We start from the raw sequence: 21,117 nt of genomic DNA, 5'->3' as shown, positions 1-21,117 counted from the left end.
TATACGCCAGGTCATCGAGGTAGCGCTGCGGATCGAGGCTGGCCTCGGCGGGCTCGGCGCCAATCAGATCCGCCAGGCGCCGAGCCGATTCGCGCAGGCGCTCCGGGGTCTTGGCCGACAGCACAAAGGCCCGCGCGCCTGCCGTCGCCGAATGGCTAGGGGCTGCGGGTGCCAGGTACTCCTCCAGCAGGACATGGGCATTGGCGCCGCCAAAACCGAACGAGCTGACCCCCGCACGGCGTGGCAAGGGATGGCCCTGGTGGTCCTTGAAGGCCACCCAGGGCCGGCTTTGCTGGACCACAAAGAACGGGCTGTGATCGAGCTCGATATAGGGATTGAGCTGTTCGCAGTGCAGGCTCTTGAACAAGGTCTTGTGCTTGAGTTGCAGCAGCACCTTGATCACCCCGGCAATCCCGGCGGCCAGTTCGAGATGGCCGATGTTCGACTTCACCGACCCCACGCCGCAGTAGCCTTGCCCCGGCTCATCGACGCCGAGTTCTTCGGCGAGCTCGCGAAAGGCGATTTTCAGGCCATTGATTTCAATCGGGTCACCCAGTTCGGTCCCGGTGCCATGAGCCTCGATGTAACCGACACTGCGCGGATCGACCCCGGCCTTGCGGTAGGCCGACTTCAGCAACTCGGCCTGGGCCCGCGGGTTGGGCGCCGTCAGGGAGTTGGCCTTGCCGCCATGGTTTTCGGCGCTGCTGCGGATCAGTGCATAGATGTGATCGCCGTCGGCCTCGGCCTGGGCGCGTTTCTTCAGCACGATCATTCCCACCCCTTCGCCACGGGCATAGCCGTTGGCCTGGGCCGAGAACGTCTTGCTGCGCCCGTCGAGGGCCAGCATGCCGGCCTTGCTGAAGCTGATCTGCGCCTCGGGCGCGATCAGGGTGTTGACCCCGCCGACCACCGCCATCCGGCAATCGCCGTTGCGCATGGCCTGGACCGCGCGATGGATGGCCACCAGCGACGACGAGCAGGCCGTCTCCACTGGCTCGCTGGGACCGTGCAGGTCCAGCAGGAAGCTCATCCGGTTGGGACCGACCGAAGGCACCATTGCCGTGGCGCTGTAACCCTCGATCGGCACCCCGGCCCGGGCGATCAGGCTGCTGTAGCCGGTGACCCCGGTGCCGACGAAAATCCCGGTATCGCTGCCCGCCAGGTCGGCGCTGGCGTAGCCGGCGTCCTCGATGGCCAGCCACACGTAGGTCATCAACAGACGCTGCTGCGGGTCCATCAACTGCGCTTCGCGCGGCGAGATGGCGAAGAACAGCGGGTCGAAGTGATCGACGCCCTGGATAAAGCCGCCCCACTTGACGTTGGTCTTGTCGACCTCGCGGTGCGGATCGCCGTAGTACTCGCGCCAGTCCCAGCGGTTGGCCGGTATTTCGCTGATGCAGTCCCGGCCCTCCTTGAGGTTACGGAAAAACTGCTCGACGTCCTCGGCCTCGGGGAAGCGCCCACTGATGCCGATCACTGCAATGTCCTCCTCAGCCTGCGGCGCAGTGGGCTTGGCGTTATCCCGGGCTGCGCCGCTGGGGCTCAACGGCCGGCGTGTCGCTGCCCAGGTCGCGGTCTGCGCCTGTTCCTGCCGAGGTGGCGCGACAGGCGCCGCTGGGGGCGGCGTCAGCCGGGCGCTCAGCACGCGGCCATGCTCACGTTCCAGATACAGGACAAAACGCCCGAGCGTGGGGTATTCGAAGAAGATCGTCGGCGCCAGGTTAAGCCGCCAGTGCTGTTTCAGGGTGTTGGCCAGGGTGGTCAGGCTGATCGAATCAAAGCCGTATTGGCTGAACTCGGCATCGAGACGGATTTCGCCGACGGGAATTTTCATCTGCGCGGACACCCACTCGATCAGCGTGCGTTGCAGCATCTGCGTCAAGGGGGCGGTATTGGTCGGCGCAGCCTGGGTGTCCGGCACCGGGACCTCGATCGCGGCATCGACGCCGCCATGAGCGGTCACCAATGCGGTGATGGGGGCCCGTCGACCGTGCATCACCAACACCTGCGGCACTCCCAGCGCGACGCACTGGCGCAGGGCGTGGATGCCGGCATTGCTCGGCATGGCAACCATGCCGGTGCTGTGCGCCATCTGCTGCGCGGTCGCTTCGTCGACCTGCATGCCCCCTTCTTTCCACAGCGGCCAGTCGATCGCCAGGCTCTGGCCGCAGCGCAGTCCCTGGGCGACCAACTGGCTGCGATAGGCGGCATAACGGTCGACAAAGGCGTTGGCTGCCGCGTAGTCGGCCTGGCCGACGTTGCCCACCACGCCGGTCCCGGACCCACAGCAGATCCAGAAGTCCAGCGCCAAGGCCGCAGTGGCCAGGTCGAGGTTGCGGGTGCCGGCCACCTTGGCGGCCATGACCTGGCGCAGGTCTTCATCCTGTTTGTTGATCAACAGGCTGTCGCGGATCACCCCAGCGTTATGCAGCACACCGTTGAGCCCGTGGTACTCGGTCACTATCTCCTCGACCAGTTTGTGCACCCTTTCGGCATCGCTGACATCCAGCTGACGGTATTCCAGCCTGTTGCGTCCCGCGTCGATTCCGGCCAACAACTGCGGCGCGGCAACCGAACGACCGGTGAGGATCAAGGTGGCATCGCTGACACTGGCCGCGATGGCCTGGGCAAACAGCCGCCCGAGGCCACCGAGGCCACCGGTCACCAGGTACACGCCGCCGTCCTTCCAGGGCGCACCAATGGCCAGATCGACTGCCGGGCACGGGCACCAGTGCCGTACCTGGCGCCGGCCCGCTCGGTAGCGAACCTCGACCTCGACCGCAGCGGCATTTTCCAGCAGCCGTTGCGCCAGCGATGCGGGCTCGTCCAGCTCGATCAACTGGCCGCTGACGTCGGGCATTTCCAGGTGCAGGCTGCGTAACATCGCCGCCAGGCCGCCGACCAACCGTTCACCGCTCGGGTCAAGCACCACCAACTGGATCAACTGCCGCCCGCCGCCCTCTGCCAGCAACCGGCGGATCTGCTGCAACAGCGCCAGCGCGGTGTGTTGATAATCGGCGGCCTGATCGGGCTGCGGCGCGGGCAAGAGCGCGCAGTGCCAGGCGTCACCCTCCAGCCTCAGTTGCTGCTGCAGCGTATCCGCCGTCTGCGGGTCGAAACCACTGAGCAGGACCAGCCGGCGACTGAAACCGGGCGCATGTCCCTGGGACGCGACTTGTTCAACCCACTGCGGCTGGAACAGCAGGGTTTCCATCAACGGCGCGTCGTGGGCTACAGGTTCGCTACGCTCGCCCAGCACCCGCGAGGTGAACCCCTGCATGAATACGCAGCGCTTGCCCGTCTGGTCGAACAGCTCGATGTTCAAGCGTTGCAAAGCGCCGTCGGCCGGCTGGTCATCCCGGCGCTCGGCGTAGCTCACCCGGGCCCACATCCGTTCGCTGCAGCGCTCCAGCACCTGCAACCCTTCGAGGGCAAACGGCAGTGTCGGTTGCATCAGCGGCGGCAAGTGCTGCCGATCGCCTGGCGCCAGCACCAGGTCGGCCCCCAGGCTCAGGCCAATGGCGGCCTGCAGCGCCGAGTCCAGCAGCGACGGGTGCAGCACGTAGTCGTCGAGGCTGTCGCGCTGGCAGGCTGGCAACAGCAGTTGCGCCAACACTTCGCCCGGTCCGAGGTCCAGCGATTGCAGGCCCTGATAGGCCGGTCCGTGTTCGAACGTCATTCCCCGGTAGGCGTCGTAACACTGCGCGGCGCTTAACCTTCCAGCGCGGGTCCGCGCCTTGAGTGCCTGCAGGTCAACTTGATGCGGCGCCGCCGGTTGGGCCAGGCCCGCCAGGCCCTGGCTGTGCAGCAACGGCTCTGCGGTTGCCTGTCCCGTGAGCGGATCGAGCTCGCGGCTGGAGATCTCGAAACGGACCTGCCCGTCCTCTTCCAGCATCAGCTCGATATCGACCTGCCGTGCCCGGGCGCCAATGATCAAGGGCCGGAGCCAGACCACCTGGCTCAATGAGCGCGGTGGCCCGGGCATCGCCAGCGCCACCGCGGCCCGGGCCATCTCCAGGTGAGCGACGCCGGGGAAAATGCGCTGTCCGCCCACCACGTGCTGCTTGAGGAAAAACTCCTCGCCATCGAACACACTGGAAAAACGCTGGCAATGCAGGTCCGAGGTGTTTCGCGCAAGGAACGGATGCAGCCTGCCGGGCATGCAAGCGGCCCCGGCGCTGGCCTCGCCTGCCGCGCCACCGCGTTGCCCGGGTGCTATCCAGAAATTTTGCCGGGTAAAGGGATACACCGGAGCGTGGACCCGCCGGGCATCCGCAGAATGAAGGCGGTTGAACGCGGCCCAATCCAGCTTGCCGCCCGCTGCCCAAGCCTCAGCCACGGACGACAGGCTCGCCTGATCGGCGACAGCCGGCAGCTCGATGTCCGGATGCTCGCCCGCGCCGGTCTGCGCCGACCAGCAGTGCCGGGGCGAACGGCCGTCCAGCCAGTCGTCCAACTGCTGCGCCAACTGATCCTTGTCGGCGCAGACCAGGATCAATCGGTGATCCTGCGCCAGCCGGCCGGTTTGCAGGGTGTACGCCAGGTCCGCCAGGCGCAGTGCCGGATCGTCCAGCGCCTGACGCAACTGAGCGGCATAACGCTTGAGGCTCTCGGCGGTGCGCGCCGACAGCGGCAGCAGGCGTGGTCGCGGCTCCTCGGTAGGCCGCGCGACGGCGACTTCGACGGCTTCGCGGATGACCATGTGCACGTTGGTGCCGCTGTGGCCAAAAGAGTTGAGCGCGGCCATCTTCGGCCCGTTCCCGGTGCCCAGCCAGTCCCTGGGCTCACGATGGATATGAAACGCCGAGTTCGCCAACTCGATCCGCGGGTTGAGCTGTTGGAAGTTCAGCACCCCTGGCAATTGCTGGTGCTTCATCGACAGCAGGATCTTGATCAGGCTGACCACCCCGGCCGCGGCCGAAGTGTGGCCGATGTGCGCCTTGGCGCTGCCCAACGCGCAATAGCCGGTATCGGCGGTGAACTGGCGAAAGGCGCGAACCAGTGCGTTGACCTCGACCGGATCGCCCAGGGGCGTGCCGGTGCCGTGGGCCTCGACATAGCTGATCTGCCGCGGGTCGATGGCAAAGCGCCGATACAGCTCGCTGATCAGGCGCTCCTGAGCCTGGCCGCTGGGGGCGGTAATACCGTTGCTGGCACCGTCTTGGTTGATCCCCGAAGCGCAGATCACCCCATGGATCGGGTCGCCATCGGCCAGCGCCTGGGACAGCCGCTTGAGCGCCAGCATCCCGACCGCTTCCGACAACACGATGCCGTCGCTGCGCTGATCGAAGGTATGGCAGCGCCCGCTGGGCGAGAGCATGTCCATCTGCGCCAGGCTGATCAGGCCGGGCTCGCCAAGGGTGGCGAACACACCGCCGGCCAGGGCCAGGTCCGCCTCGTGGTTGCGCAGGCTCTCGCAGGCCAGGTGGATCGCCGTGGCCGATGACGAGCAGCCGGTATTGACCACCAGCGCCGGCCCCTTGAAGTCGAGGAAGTAGGACAGCCGCGAGGCAATGATCGCGTCGGAGGCGCCGATGAAGGTTTCGTGGAAATAGCCGCTGGGTTCCGCACCGACAAAGATCCCCACCGAGCGGTCGCGAAAGCTTTTGGGGTTGTAACCGGCGTCTTCCAGGGCTTTCCAGCTCTCCTGGAGGATCAGCCGCTGATGCGGGTTCATGGACTCGGCATCGCGGGGCGAGATATTGAAGAACAGCGGATCGAAATCATCCCGCTGCTGCAAAACGCCGCCCCATTTGCAGTAGGTCTTGCCGGGCTGGCGCTGCGGCGAATAGCTGCGCGCGCAGTCCAGATACGGTGCGCCCAGCTCGGCCACCGCGTCGACCCCGGTACTCAGGTTGTGCCAGAAGCGCTCGACGTTCTCGGCCCCGGGAAACTGCCCGGCCATGCCGATCACGGCAATCTCCTCATGGGCCGGCGCGCCGGCCCCGGGCGCTGTTGCAGTGCTCGTCCGGCTGGCCATCTTGAGTTGTTGCAACAGTTGCCTGGCCTGGGCTGCACTGATCTGGCGCTGCTGGAGCCTGGCGATAATTGACTGGAATGCTTGGCTGCTCATGATTGTCCTTTCCCGGCAGTGGCCTGCGTTGCTCCGTGGTTTGCCGTCGCACTGTCGTCGACGATGTTCAGCAAGGCATCGATTGCCAGTTCACCGGCGAGAAACAGCGCCTCAAGTTGCTCCACGGACGCCGTGGGCGGTTTGTCGGGCGCGCAAGGTTCGGGCGCTGTCGGCGCGCCGCCCAGGCCGGCGCAATGCGTCGGGTAGTGGTCAAGCAGGTAGCCCACCAGGCTGTCCAGGGTTGGGTAGTCGAACAGCAAGGCGGTGTTGAGCTCGGTCCCCAGGGCCTCGCCCAGGTGACTGACAAAACTCACCCCCAGGATCGAGTCAATGCCGTAGTCGGCGAAGGGCTGATCCGCCGCAATCCGTCCCGGCTCCAGTTGCAGGGTGCTGGCCAGGCCCGCCAGCGCCAGCGCCGTCAGGGCCTCGCGACTGCCACCTTGACCGGCGCTCAGCGACTGCGCGCTGTGGCCGCTCGGTGGTTGCGGGTTTGGCAGCGGCGTCGCGGCTTGATCCAGTGCCGCCAGGTGCTCCAGGCCATCGCTGTAGGCGACGATGATCTGCTGGCCGAGGCCGTGGGCAGATTCCGCCGGGAAGGCAACCTGGTTGAACCCGCTTTCGCCCAGCACCCGGGCCCAGCTTTGCGGATACAGGGCCGGGGTGCCGGGAATGCGCAGCTCGGGGTCTTCGTACAGCCACCAGCCCTTGAGCAGGCCAAAGGTCAGGTGGGCGAACAGCGACCTGTCGCTGATTTCATTCATCAGCAGCATCCCGTCGTGGCGCAGCAGCGCCCTGGCATGAGCCAGGGTGCGGCGGATCCTGGCGGTGGCGTGCAGCACGTTGGCGGCAATCACAATGTCGTATCCGCCCTGCTCCAACCCCTGGGCCTGCGGCGGCTGCTCGACATTCCACACTCGGTAGGTGAGGAACGGATGGGCCGCACCATAGGTTTTCTCGGCGTACATCAGGAATGCCTTGGAGATGTCGGTGTAGCAGTACTCGTCAATGTGCTCGCGCCAGGGTTGCAGCGCCGGCAGCACGATGGAGCTGGTGCCGCCGGTACCCGCCCCTATTTCGAGGATCCGTACCCGACGTTGCGGGTCGCGGGCCAACAACGCCTCGATCTGCTGCTGCACCACCCCGGCGACCACCTGATTGAAATAGTCGGACAACGCGTTGTGGCGATACACGCCTTCGACTTTCTCCATCGAGCTGTTGGGGAACATGACATCGGTGGCCTGGGTGCGCCCATCGAGTATCGCCGGCAACTGTTGCAGGCAGGCGTCGACCAGTTCCACCTGGGCCTTGCGCTGAGGAACCGCGATCAAGGCATCCCTGAGCAGGTGCCAGCGTTCGACCCATTGCTGCAGGTGTACGCCAGATACCTGCTCCTCGATCCCCACCTGCGTGCCGCGGCGCTGCACCAGTCCATGCTGTTGCAGCAGTTCGAGGCTGGTGGACCACCAGCGACCATAGTGTTCGCCAATGCCGGCCTGCCGGCGCAGGACTTCACTGTCCTGAAACTCACCCGCCTGGGTGAACAGCCCCATCTGGCGTAGCTGGGCCAGCAGCATCCCGGCCATGGCCTGATCAAACGGCAGCGGATCGTGGGTCGCCAGCAAGGGCGCGGCGGCGCGGCGGTAGCGCTCGAAGCCATGGTTGGCGGGCGAGGGATCCGGCTCGCCAAGGACTACCGGTTGCGTTTGCAACTGCATCAACTGCTGGACCGGCGCGGAGGCGGTCATGCAGATAACCTGATCGAGCCGGCCCTCCCTCAGCGCTTGGACAAGCCGCGCAAAGCATTCAAAGCCCTCGCGATCCTGCAGAGCCCCGGCGTGGCGGCTCATCGGTTGCGCCGAAGGGTCCAGTGCCTGTTGCTCAGTCAGCGATGACAGCCAGAACCCCCAGTTGATCGTGCCTACCGGGAACGCCGCCTGGCGCCGCAGGCTGCGCGCCAGGGTGTCGCCAAAGGTGATGCCGGCGGCATAGGCGCCCAAGCGCGCAGCGCCGGAGAAAGCAAAGCTCTGCCCCGACGAGAAGTAACACAGGAAATCCAGCGGTTCCTCGGCCAGGGCCCGGTAAAACTCGATGCCGCCACGGCTTTTCACTTCCAGGATTTCGCGGAACTGCGGCTCGGGAATCCGCGTGATCAGGTCTTCATGGTTGAACACCACGGCAGAGAAGATCGCCCCGTGAATCGCCCCGTGACGCTGTTTGACCTGTGCCACGGCACGCTGCAGCGACGCCGGATCGTTGGCGTCGGCCTGCAGGTATTGCAACTGCGCCGGATCGACCGCACCGCCGACACGCTGCAGGCAATCCGCCAGCCGTTGCCGCACCTTGGCGCTATCGGTACCGCTGCGGCCCAGCCAGATGACCCGGGCCTGATAATCGGCCAGCAGGTAGCGGCTGATAATCGCGCCCACCGTACCGCTGCCGCCGAGGATCAAGTAAACACCGCCACGCTTGAGCGACGGGGTGACAAAAGCGCCCTCGTCCGACCTCGACGGGTGTGGTGGTTGCCAGGCCAATCTGCAAATAGCCTGGCGATAGCGCACGCCGTCACGCAGGCATAGCACTTCGCCGCGTGCCAGCCCGGCCTCGCCCTGCACCTGGCGCAACAGCCGTGGCCGACGTCGATTATCGGCCAGCTCACGACTGTCGACATCCAGGTTGCGCACGCGAAACCGATGCTCGCCCTGGGCCATGGCGTAGGCCATGCCGGTCAGGCCGCCACCACTGGCGCTGGCCGCGCTGCCCGTGAGGTCGAAGTTGTCCTGGCTGATGATGTAGCTATCGATGGCCTGACAAGTGCTGTGTTGCTTGAGCCACTTGATCAGGCGCAGCAGCAGGAGTTCATTGGCGTGCGGGCTGTCGAGCTGCGCCTGCCAGTCCGTGGCCTCGCCTTGTGCGCCGATGAAGTACAGGCAGTCGATCGCCGGGCAGGTGCTCAGACACTGATCCAGGGCCTGCGCATCCGCCGTATCCAGCGACCAGTGATCCGGCGCCAGAGCGACGGTCCGGGTGCCAGGCTCAAGCCGGATCACCCGGCCTGCGCCCGTGACAAAACCGCTGCCAAGCAGGTATTGCGCGGTGATCGCTTCTGCCGCCGCCCTGTTCAAGGCATCGGCGACGATCAGCACGCAACGGTGTCCGGCAACCCGTGCCTCGCCCCCTTGCTCGTCGATCTGCCCTTCGGCCTGCCAGCGCGCCACATAGCTCAGGCGGTCACTGGCGGTGCCCGTCGGCGCCTCGCCGCCAGCGCGCTCGGCTGCCGGTGGGGCCATGGCCCCAGTGCCCAGCGCCTGGCGGCCCGGCAACCAGAAGGTCTCGCGGGCGAAGGGGTAGACCGGCACGCTGATCCGGTAAGGGCGTGGCCCCGGTCGCGTGGCCTGCAGCCTCGACCAGTCGATGGCCTCGCCGTTGACCCAGCATGCCAGCAGTGTGTGCAGTTCACCGCTCTCCAGCCCACGGTGAATCAGCGAGGCCCGCTCGGCATCGCTCTCGGCGGCCAGAGGCTGGCGCTGGCCATTCCCCGTGTACAGGCCGGCATCCGCCAGGTCAGCGCCGTCGATGAAGGCGCGCAGCCGGGTGGCCAGCGTGGCAGGCGAGTCAACCACCAGGCCCAGGCGCGCCGCCATCATTTCCCGACCGGTTTGCAGGGTGTACGCCAGGTTCGCCAGGTCGGCGCCCGTCAGGGAGGGCCGGGCCTGCACATAACTGAGCAAGGCTTGGGCGTAATCGCGCAAGCGCTCAGTGTCACGGGCCGACAGCAGGATCACCTCGGCACCGCTGGCACTGGGCGGCTCGCGGTACTCGTCGTGCTCTTGCAACAGCACATGGGCATTGGCCCCCCCGGCGCCAAAGGATGAGACCCCGGCGATCCGCGGCCCTTCGCCCTTCGGCAGCCAGGCACCGAGCGTCTGTTGCAGGTAAAACGGTGTGGCCTCCAGGCGCAGGTTGGGATTGAGCCTGACGGCATTCAGGCTTGGCACCAGTTGCTTGTGCTTGAGCTGAAGTATGACCTTGCTGACCCCGGCGATACCGGCCGCCCCTTCCAAGTGGCCGATATTGGCTTTCACCGAGCCCAGGGCGCAGTGACCGAGGTCGACGGCGTCAAGCGCAAAGGCCTGGCTCAACCCGCTGACTTCGATCGGGTCACCCAGCTCGGTGCCGGTGCCGTGGGCCTCGATGTAGCTGATCTGGCGAGCGTCGAGCCCGGCCTGATCGATGGCCAGGCGAATCACCTTGGCCTGGGCCTGGGGATTGGGCACGGTGTAGCCGTTGGTCTTGCCACCGTGGTTGACCGCCACGGCGCGGATCAGCGCATGGATGTTGTCCTGGTCCGCCAGTGCCTGGGATAACGGCTTGAGCAATAGTGAGCCGACCCCCTCGCCCGGTACAAAGCCATTGCCGCCTTCGCCGAAACTGCGGCAGCGGCCGTCTTTGGAGAGCATCTGGCCGGCACTCAACTCCACGTAGTTGGCGGGGTGCAGGTACAGGTTGACGCCACCGGCGAATGCCATCCGGCACTCGCCGCGGCGCAGGCTTTCGCAGGCCCTGTGCAGCGCGCTCAACGACGACGAACACATGGTGTCCACCGGTTCGCTGGGGCCATTGAGGTCCAGCACGTAGGAGACCCGGTTGGCGGTCGAACCGAACGAGGTCCGCGGGAACACCAGGTGACCTTGCTCACGCAGCGCCGGCCCGTACAGGCTGTAGCCGGTCTTGGTGATCCCGGCGAACACCCCGACCTGGCCCTGGTACTGCCCGGCCAGGTCTGCCCGAGTGATCCCGGCGTCTTCCAGAGCCTGCCAGCAGGACTGCAGGAACAAGCGTTCCTGAGGATCGATATTGAGCGCTTCACGGGGTGAGATATTGAAGAACAGCGGATCAAAATCGGCGAAGCCATCGATGAAGCCGCCCCACTTGCTGTAGCTGCGCCCTTGCTTCAGCGCCTCGGACACCGAATCGACATAGAAATCTTCCAACGCCCAGCGTTGCGCTGGAATCTCGGTGATGCTGTCGCGTCCCTCCTGGAGGTTGCGCCAGTACTCGTCGAGGTTGGCCGCCTGCGGATAGCGGCCACTGATGCCGATCACTGCAATCGGCTCGGCCGCCGGCAGCGGCGTCGAGTCGCCAGCCGCTGGCTGCGGTACAGCAACTGCCTTGGGCAACGGCACGGCGGCCGGCACCTCGCCCAGGCCGGTCCACAACAGGCAGGCACGTTGATGCTCGGCCACCAGGAAATGCGTCAGGGCTTCGAGGCTGTGGTATTCAAAAAACAGCGTTTTCGACAAGCGGTACTCTGCCGGTCGTAGTTGCGTCATCGGCGCGAACACGTCCTCCAGGGCCTTGTTGAGACGGGTGATCATGATCGAGTCGATGCCGTACTGCTCCAGCGGCGCCTGGGTCTCGACACGGCCGGGCGGCAGTTGGGTGACCACACAGAAGACGGCCTTGAGTCGCTCCAGGACGGCGGCGGTGAGCCGCGCGCGGTCCACCACAACCGGCGCCGCCACCGGCGATTGCTCGACATCGCCCGGTGCAGCCGCGGCAAAATGCCCACGGATCCGTGGCAGGTCGCCTTCAATCACCAACAGCCGCTCCAGGCCGGCCTTCAGGCCCAGTTGCAAGGCCCGGATACCGTGCACCGACTGCATTGGCAGCATGCCGGTGCTGCGGTGGATATAGGCCCGGTCGGCGGCGCTGACCTGCATGCCGCCATCACGCCACAGTGGAAAGTTGATCGACAACGTGTGGCCGAACCGCACGCCCTGTTCAACACGCTTGTTGCGCAGCCCGGCAAACTGATCCATGAAGCCATTGGCCGCGGCGTAATCCGCCTGGCCAGGGCTGCCAAGCACCGCCGAGCAGGATGAAAACAGCACGAAGAAATCCAGGTACAGCTGGCGACAGGCACGGTCCAGCAGTTCACTGCCGATGACTTTGGCGGCAAACACCTCGACCATGTCTTGCGCGGTCTTGTCGGCCAGTAACCGATCCCGGTTGATCCCGGCGCTATGCAATACACCGTTGAGGCCACCGTGCGTGCGGCGGATCTCCTCGATCAACTGCTCCAGCGCTTCGGCGTCGGTCAGGTCGAGCGAGTGGTAGCTGACGGCTGCGCCAGCGTCGCGTATGTCCTGCAGACGCGCCTGCTGGCGAGGATCAAGGGCCGAACGGCCGATCAGGATCAGGCTGACGTCACGGCATTGCTCGGCGATCGCCTTGGCAAAGATCAGCCCCAGGCCACCGGCGCCGCCGGTAATCAGGTAGACACCGCGATCCTTCCAGGCAATCGCTTCTCGCTCGCGGCCGCGGACGGCATCGTCCGCCAGTTCCTGCCATTGCAACTCCTTGCGCTCACCCTCGGGGCCGCTGCGCTGCAGTACCGAGCTGGCGCGCGGGTGGGTTTCCCCCAGTGTCGCCGTCAGTTGGCTGAGCTGTGCGCTCGACAATGGCTGGTCAGCCTCGACCTTGATCAGCAGGCACCTGGCGCTCAGCGCCGGCTGCTCCAGGCAAGCGCTCTTGAGCAAGCCATCCAGACCGGCGTACAGCAGATGCTCCGGTGCCGGCTCGGCAATCATCAGTTCCACGTGAACCCGGCCCTTGAGCGCCTGCAAGCGCCGCAACAGGGCAATCGCCAGGGCCTGGTAACGGGCTGCCGGCTCCGCCGAGCTGGCGGCCAGGGCTTCACCGCTGAAGCGTGCACCCGCGGCATGGGTCAGAGCCTGCAATTGCGCCACCTGCTCGCTGTTGAAGCCGACCCACAGCAACAGGCGTTGGTCGGGTTCAGCGTCTGCGCCAGCGGTGACGCCCAGCGGCTCTTGCCACACCGGCCGGGCCAGAAACAGGCCACTGGCAGGTTCCTCCACCGCGCTCGGTGCCTCAAGGGTGACCCCGCCGACGTCGGCTGCCGGCGCCTGATCGACCCAGTAGCGCTCTTTGGCGAACGAGTAGCCCGGCAGGTGGATACGCCTCGCCGAGCCGGGCGGCCACAGGGCGGCCCAGTCGAGTTGGCCGCCACCGGCCCAATCGCTGGCCAGGTGGGCGCTGTCGTCAGTGGCGAGCGACGGCGCCTCGCCGGCGGCCAGTCGGGCCAGTGCGCTGCGCAGTTGCGCAACATCGCTGGCCACCAGGGCCGCCCTCACTCGCATCGGCTCACGGCCGGTCTGCAGGGTAAAGGCCACGTCGGTCAACTGTAGCGCCGCCGATGCCTCGCGCTTGTCCAGCCACTGCAGCAGCGCTTGGGCATTGTCACGCAGGCTGTCGGCGGTCTTGGCCGACAGCGGGATCACCCGGGCGGCCGCCGGCGGCATGGCCCTGGGCTGCGCGTGGCTGAGCGAAGGGTAGTCACCGATCACCAGATGGGCGTTGGTGCCGCTGTGGCCAAAGGAATTCAGCGCCGCCATCAATCGCTCGCCCCCCACCGGTTGCCAGTCGAGCGCCTGCCGGTTGATGGAAAACGGTGACCCTTCCAGTTCAATCAGAGGGTTGATCCGCTCGAAGCCCGGCATGGCCGGCAACCTGCGCTGCTCCATCGACAGCAGCACCTTGATCAGGCCAATCACCCCGGCGGCGGCGGCCGCGTGGCCGAGGTTGGCCTTGGCACTGCCCAATACGCAAAAACCCTGGGCCTCGGTGAAGCCGCGAAACGCCCGGATCAACGCGTTGGCCTCGACCGGATCACCGAGCCGAGTGCCGGTGCCATGGGCCTCGACGTAGCTGATCTGTGCCGGATCGATGCCGAATTTCTGCCAGGTGTCGCGGATCAACTGTTCCTGGGCCTCGCCGTTGGGCGCGGTAATGCCATTGCTGGCGCCGTCCTGATTGACCCCCGAGGCCTCGATCACACCGTAGATCGGGTCGCCGTCGGCCTCGGCGTCCTCCAGGCGCTTGAGCACCACCATGCCGACCCCTTCGGAGATCACCGTGCCGTCGGCCGCCGCATCGAACGCGTGGCACTGGCCGCTGGGGCTGAGCATGTCGATGGCCGACAGGTTCACCAGTCCCCGTTGATCGAGCAGCGCGTACACCCCGCCGGCCAGTGCCATGCTGCTCTCACCGTGGCGCAGGCTTTCACAGGCCTGGTGGATCGCCACGCCGGAGGACGAGCAACCGGTATTGACGACCATTGCCGGCCCCTTGAGATCGAGGAAGTACGACAGCCGGGAGGCAACGATGGCCTCGGAGCCGCCAGTAAAAGAGTCATGGTGATAACCGCCCGGCTCGGCGCCGACGTAAACGCTGATCGCCTGGCCCGCCAAGCTGATCGGGTTGCACCCGGCATCCTCCAGCGCCTTCCAGCTTTCCTGCAGCACCAGCCGCTGATGCGGGGTCATCGACTGCGCTTCGTGGGGCGTGAGGCTGAAGAACAGCGGATCGAAACAGTCGCGGTCCTTGAGTATCCCCGCGCGATTGCAATAACTCTTGCCCGGCTGCTTATCAGCACTGTAGGCACGCGGATCGAGATAATCCGGCCCCAGCGCCTGCACGCTGTTGCGCCCGGCCAGCAGGTTGTCCCACAGCTGCTCGAGGTTATCGGCGCCGGGGAACTGCCCGGCCATGCCAATCACCGCAATCCGCCCGCGGGCGTCGCGGTTGGCCATGGGGCTGGCGCCCAAGGCATCGGCATCCGCCAGCGCGGCGGCCATGACCGGGTTGCTCGGCGCTGCCGGCGCAAGGCCTGTGGCGGTGGCCGCCGGCGGAGCGCCCAGCGCCTGGGCAATCTGCGCGCCATGGGCCTGTTGCAGGTAATGCTGCAGCTTGCTCACCGTGGCCTGCTCGAACAGGATCGCGCTGTTGAGCTTGATCCCCAGCTGGAGGCCCAGCTGCTTGATGAAGCCCACCCCAAGAATCGAGTCCACGCCGTAGTCGGAGAACGGCGTGCGCAACGCGATGTCCGTGCCGTCAGCCTTGAGGGTTTTCGCCAGGGTATCGATGATCAGTTGTTGCAACCTGTCTGCAACATCCGCGGACGATCCGCTCCCACTGGCAGGCTGTTGGTTCACGATCGACTCCTTGGTTTGCGTAGGGCGCATGGGCATGGCAGGCACCTGGGGTTCGACGGTTTGCAGGATCAGCCCGTCGCCATGGGCGGTGATGACCTGCTGCCCCAGGGTGAGCCCCGGCGGGATGAGCAGGTCGACCTGCCGGAAGCCGCTGCTCCACAGCAGCTCGAGCCAGGTCTGTTCGGCGAGCAGCGGAGAGCCGGGAATGCGCAGCCCTTGATCCTCATACAGCCACCAGCCATCGAGCAGGCCGAAGGTGACCGTGGCCGCTGTGGTCTTGCGGTTCAGCTCGTTGAGCGCCAGCAGGCCGCCGCTGCGCAGCAGTGACCGGGCATGGGCCAGAGTTCTGCGCATGTTGGCGGTGGCGTGCAGCACATTGGTGGCGACAACCACGTCGTATGCCGCAGTGTCCTGCGGACTGCTGTCCGGGGCCTGGCCGATGTCCAGAATCCGCGTGGTAAAGAACGGTCGACCCGCGGCGAAACAGTGTTCCCCGTGCTGTAGAAACGCCCGGGAAAGATCGCTGTAGCAGTATTCGCCGATCTGCCCGGCCAGCGGCTCCAGCGCGGCCAGCAACGCCGCGCTGGTGCCTCCGGTGCCGGCGCCGATCTCAAGGATGCGCAGCAGACGCCCCGGTTCGGCCTCTATCAGCCGGCGAACATGAGCAATCACCTGCGCGGTCAATTGCTCGTTGAAGAAGTCCGACAGGCTGTTGTGCTTGTAGATGCCCTCGACCTTGTCCATCGAGCCGTCCGGAAACAGCAGGTCCGTGGCCTGCACCTGCCCCGTCAGAATCTGCGGCAGTTGCAACAGGCACTCGTCGATCAGGGCGGCTTGAACCCGCCGCTCGGGGTCTTGCAGATATTGATCGCGCTGTGCCTGCCAGGCGGCCAGGATCGCACCGCGCCGCGCCGGGGCAATCGGCGTAGCCAGGTCGAAAAGCTCACCCTGCTGCTGCACGTAGCCGTGCGCCACGAGAATCGCCAGGCACTCCCGCCACCAACGGCCATAGCGCTCGCTGATCCCGGCCTGCTGCCGCCAGGCTTCGGCACTGCGCGCCGCGGGCGCGATGAAGATCCCCAGGGTCTGCAACTGGGTCAACAGCAGCACGGCAATCGATTGATCGAGCATCTGCGGATCAACGATCCGTTGCAGCCGCTCGCGCTCGGCGGCGTCCAGCTGCACCGCTCGCGCCGCTTGCAGCGGCACCGTCGGCGGTTCGAAGCGCCAGCACTGCCCTTCGGGCACGGCCATCAGCTGACGCACCGCCGGCGATGCCTTGATGCACAGCACGCGGGGCAGCGAACCGTTGTCCAGGTGCGCGACAAATCGGTCGAAACAGGCAAACCCTTCGTCGTCACTGAGCGCGTCCAGGTGCGGGCTGACCGCCTGCGCCTGCAGCGAAGCGCGCCAGAACCCCCAGTTGATCACTCCGACAGCAAAGGCCGCCGCCGGGGCCATGGCCTCGGCGAAGGCGTCGGCAAAAGTGATGCCGCAGGCATAGGCCGAGAGCTTGGCCGCCCCGGAGAATGCAAAGCCCTGCCCGGATGAGAAATAGCAGAGGAAATCCAGCGGCTGGTCAGCCAGCGCCTGATAGAAATGCACGCTGCCGCGACTCTTGATCTCGAGAATGCGCTGGAACTGCGCCTCTGTGCTGTGCTGGATGCTGTTCTCGAAGTCAAACACCATGGCGCTGAACACCGCGCCATTGATCCGCCCATGACGCTGCTTGACCTGCGCCACCGCCCGCTGCAACTGCGCCAGGTCCGTCGCGTCGGCCTGGAGATACTCGACCCGGCCACGCAAGTCGGCGGCCCCGAGGCTTTGTTGGATGTCCTCGCTGTCAGCGCTCTTGCGGCCCAGCCAGATCACCCGGGCCTGATAGTGTTCGATCAATTGGCGACTGATCACCTGACCGATGACGCCGCTTCCGCCCAGGATCAGGTACACCCCTTGCGGCTTCAGCGCCGACGCGCTGACGCGGCCTGGCGCCAGTGCCAGGGGCGTCAACTGCTGGATGAAACGCTCGCCGCGGTTGAGCTTGATCAGTTCGCCGCGCTCCGAGGCCGGCTCGCCGAGGATTTGCGCCAGCAGCCGTTGCCGGCTGTGGGGCGTCTCAAGCTCGTCGGGGTTGAGGTCCAGGTTCCGCAGGAGGATCCGGGGCGTGCTCTGGGCCATGGCATACCCCAGCCCGGCCATGCCCGCCCCCAGCGGGTTGCCCGCTTGTGGCGCCCCGGCAAAGGCGTAGCGCCCAAAGGACAGCAGGAAACAGTCCGTCGACGTCTCGCCAGGCAATTGCTGCAATGCCTTGAACAGCCTGAGCACTGGCAGCTCATGATGCTGCAGGCTGTCGGCGAGCATCGAGGGCTTGATCTCGGCGGCGGCTGGTGGCCCCACCACCAGAACCTGCGCCAGCGTGCCAAGGGCCGGGAGTATCCGCTCAAACCCCGCGGGGTCATCATCGGCGCAACGCCAATGTCCGGCCGCCAGTTGGCCACTGGGACCTGCGCCGCAGTCAATCCGCACCAACCGCCGACGGTCGTGGCAGTGCTCGGCCAGCGCCGCCATCAGGCTCTCGGTCGCCGCAGCCGAAGGGCCCAGGGTCAGCAACAGGATGACGCCAGAGCCGGCGGCGGTGGCCGGTTCGGCTGTGGCTTGGGGCAACCAGCGCGGCAGGTAACAACACTGGGCCAGATCCTGTTCCGCCAGGACCCCATCCTCGGGCGCGGCGGCGTGCTTGTCGCAGGCCGGATGCGCCAGGCCCGGCATCCAGTAGCGGTTCCTGGCGAAGGGGTAACCCGGCAGGCTGATGCGCATCGGCCGTCGATGACGGCGGTCGAGATACAGCCGCTGCCAGTCGATGGCTTCGCCCTGTACCCAGGCCGATGCCAGCTCGTTCAGCTGGCGTTGTTCCAGCCACTGCTCGATCTGCGCCGGCGCGGGCTCATCGAGCTGCGCCGCATAAGGATCGCTGTGGCCCTGAAACACATTGTCGAGTTCTTCGCCCGCCAGCCATCGCGCCAGGCAATCCTGCAACTGCGCGACGGATTCCACCCGTAACGCCAGCCGCTCGGCCATGGCCTCGCGTCCTGTTTGCAGGGTCAGCGCCAGGTCGGCCAGCACCAGCGCATGAGCGTCTTCGCTGCCCAGGCGAGCCAGCAGGCGCGACGCGACTTCACTCAGGCGCTGCGGATCGCGGGCCGACAACAGGATCAGCCAGGGGCCCGGCAACGCCGGGCGCGGGTCCGCGCTGGCGAGGTATTCCTCGACGATCAGTGAGGCATTGGCCCCACCCGCGCCAAAGGAAGAGATCGCGGCGATGCGGGTGGCGCCGTTGGCGATCCACGGGGCCAATTGCTGTTGCAAGCGAAACGGCGTGTGTTCGAAAGTGATCTTCGGGTTCAGTTGCGCGGCGTGCAGCGACGGCACCAGTTGCCGGTGTTGCAACTGCAGCAGCACCTTGCTCAATCCGGCAACGCCGGCGGCACTTTCGCAATGGCCGATATTGCTTTTCACCGAACCGATCGCGCAACCGCCGGCGGTGGTCCCGGCGCTGTTGGCAAAGGCCCGGCTCAGGCCGCTGATCTCGATCGGGTCGCCCAGGGCGGTACCGGTGCCGTGGGCCTCGATGTAGCTGATCCGGCTGGCGTCGATGGCTGAGCGCGCCAGGGCTTTTTCCAGCACCCGCTGCTGGGCCCCGGCGCTCGGTACGGTGTAGCCATTGGTCTTGCCGCCGGCGTTGATCGCGCTGCCACGAATCACCGCGTAAATCCGGTCGCCATCGGCAATCGCCCGATCCAGCGGCTTGAGCAGCACCGCGCCGACGCCTTCAGCGTCGACAAACCCATCGGCGGCGTCACCAAAGGCCCGGCATTGATCGCCAGGGGACAGCATCATCATTTCGCACAGGTTCAGGTAATGCCGTGGATTGATGATCAGGTTGATGCCACCGGCAATCGCCACATCGCAACTGCCACTGGCCAGGCTTTCGCTTGCCAGGTGGATCGCCGTCAGCGACGACGAGCAGGCACTGTCGACGACGAAACTCGGGCCTTGCAGGTCCAACTGGTAGGAAACCCGGTTGGCAATCGACCAGTAGTTGCTGAGGGGGTGGTAGCCGCCGTTCATGACCCCGACAAACACCCCGATCTCGCCCTGGCGATGCAGGGTCGCCGGGTTGTAGCCAGCGTCTTCGATGCAATGGTAGGCCACCTGCAAGAACACCCGTTCCTGGGGGTCCATGCGTTCGGCCTCGGTGCGCGAGATACGGAAAAAGGCCGGGTCAAATTGATCGATGCCTTCGATAAAGCCACCCCAGCGGGTATACAGATGGCCGGGCTTGCCCTTCTCCGCATCAAAGTAGCGCCGCCAGTCCCAGCGTTCGGGCGCAATCTCCTCGATGGCGCTATGACCGCCGGCCAGGTTGCGCCACAGACTGCCCATCGACTCTGCGCCAGGGTAACGGCCATCGAGGCCGATAATCGCCACCTTACGGGCCTCGCCCTTCTGCGCCGTGACCGCACTGCCACCCCGGGAAGCATTGCCTGGCGCGGTCTCGCGCTGGGGTGCCTCGGGGTGGCCCAGCAACCCCTCAAGTTCGGCGGCGTGGTGCTGGATAAAATGCTCGGTCAGCGCCGCCAGGGTCGGCACCTCGAAAAACAGCGCACTGTCGATGGCGGCGAAATGCTCGCTGAAGGCCTGGGTCAGCCTGACCACCAGGATCGAGTCCAGGCCATAGTCCTCCAGCGGCCGGGACAGGCTCATCTTCCCTGCCGGGATCTTCAGCGTGGCGCTGACCAGGTTGCACAGGTAGTCGGCGACCTGCCGCCGCCAGCCATCCACCGCAACCGGCTCCTGGGGAGTGGTGGACAGCGCCGCTGGCTGGGGCCGGGAACGTGGCGTTGCCCGGCGCTCGCTGCTGGCGAGCGGCTGGCGCACCAGGCCATCGCTCTCGGCCAGGATGACCTGCTGGCCCTGGGCGTGCGCCTGTCGCGCCGGAAACAGCACCGGGGCGAAGCCCTCCTGCTCCAGCACCGCCTGCCAACTGGCCGGCGATAATCCGGGGCAACCCGGCAGGCGCAGGGCGCCATCGCGATACAGCCACCAGCCTTCGAGCAGCCCGAAGCTCAGGTGGGTGAACAATGACGCCTGACTGATTTCATTGAGCATCAGCAGGCCGCCCTTGCGCAGCACGGCCTTGGCGTTGCGCAAGGCCTGACGGATATCAGGGGTGGCGTGCAGTACATTGGTCGCCACCACCAGGTGATACTGGCCGACGGCGATACCCTGCTCGGCGCAAGGGCGCGAAACATCGAAGATCCGGGTTTGCAGGAACGGACGGTCGCCGCCAAAACGCTCGGCGCCATGCTGCAGGAATGCGTGAGACAGATCGGTGTAGCAGTACTCGCCGATCTGCGCCTGCCAGGGTGCCAGCGCCTCCAGCAGGCCGGCCGTGGTGCCGCCGGTGCCGGCGCCTATTTCCAGAATGCGCAGTGGTTCGGCCGCCGCCGGCCGGCATTCGATATAGGCCAGGGCCGCTTCGATCAGCACCTGATTGAAGTAGTCGCAAACGCGATTGTTCTTGTAGACCCCTTCCACCAGCGTCATCGACCCCTCGGGGAACAGCACCCCGGTCGCGGCCTGCTCTCCCTTCAACACCGCGGGCAGCCCTTTGAGGCAGGCGTCGAGCAACTGCGCCCTGGCCGCCAGGTCAGGGGCCTGGCGCCAGCCCGGCAGGCGGGCCTGCCATTGCCGCCATAGCGCGTCGGCATCGCCGGTCTCGATACCGGCGACATGATTGAGGCTCTCCATCAGCCAGCGCTGTAGATAATCCGGCGTGGCATGCCCGTGCTGCGACGCCAGGTGCTGCAGGTCCTCGGCGCGCCGCAACCCCAGGCAGTGCAGCTGGTTCGCCAGCAGGCGGCGGGCCAATCCATCGAGTTCGCCGGAGGCGGTTATCTGATCTGCGTCTGTTCCCATGCTTGAACTTCCCTGTGACGCTGGTGCGGTGGGTAAATGGATGTTTCCTCT

The 21,117-nt window shown here is 66.2% G+C and carries 2 protein-coding genes (1 of these 2 running past the window's edge); both read right to left on the bottom strand.

The features are described 5' to 3' along the window. Window positions 1-6,073, bottom strand: the 5' portion of a protein-coding gene (locus tag PLD_RS12545; RefSeq protein ID WP_159893012.1) for an SDR family NAD(P)-dependent oxidoreductase. The gene continues 6,143 nt to the left of window position 1, outside the view; the window shows 6,073 of its 12,216 coding nt (coding positions 1-6,073); its start codon is at window positions 6,071-6,073; its stop codon lies off the left edge, out of view. Then, window positions 6,070-21,066 carry an SDR family NAD(P)-dependent oxidoreductase gene (locus PLD_RS12540; protein ID WP_159893010.1) on the bottom strand — a complete coding sequence of 4,999 codons (14,997 nt, stop codon included), beginning with the start codon at window positions 21,064-21,066 and terminating at the stop codon, window positions 6,070-6,072. The genes PLD_RS12545 and PLD_RS12540 overlap by 4 nt, the downstream gene beginning before the upstream one ends. Window positions 21,067-21,117 lie beyond the last annotated feature (51 nt).

Source organism: Pseudomonas sp. LD120 (genome assembly GCF_009861525.1).
Lineage (GTDB): Bacteria > Pseudomonadota > Gammaproteobacteria > Pseudomonadales > Pseudomonadaceae > Aquipseudomonas.
This window is presented reverse-complemented; position numbering and strand designations above follow the sequence as displayed.

Bases quoted from the DNA above. Each gene is read 5' to 3' on its own strand.
- PLD_RS12540 (WP_159893010.1), bottom strand. From the start codon at position 21,066: ATGGGAACAGACGCAGATCAGATAACCGCCTCCGGCGAACTCGATGGA.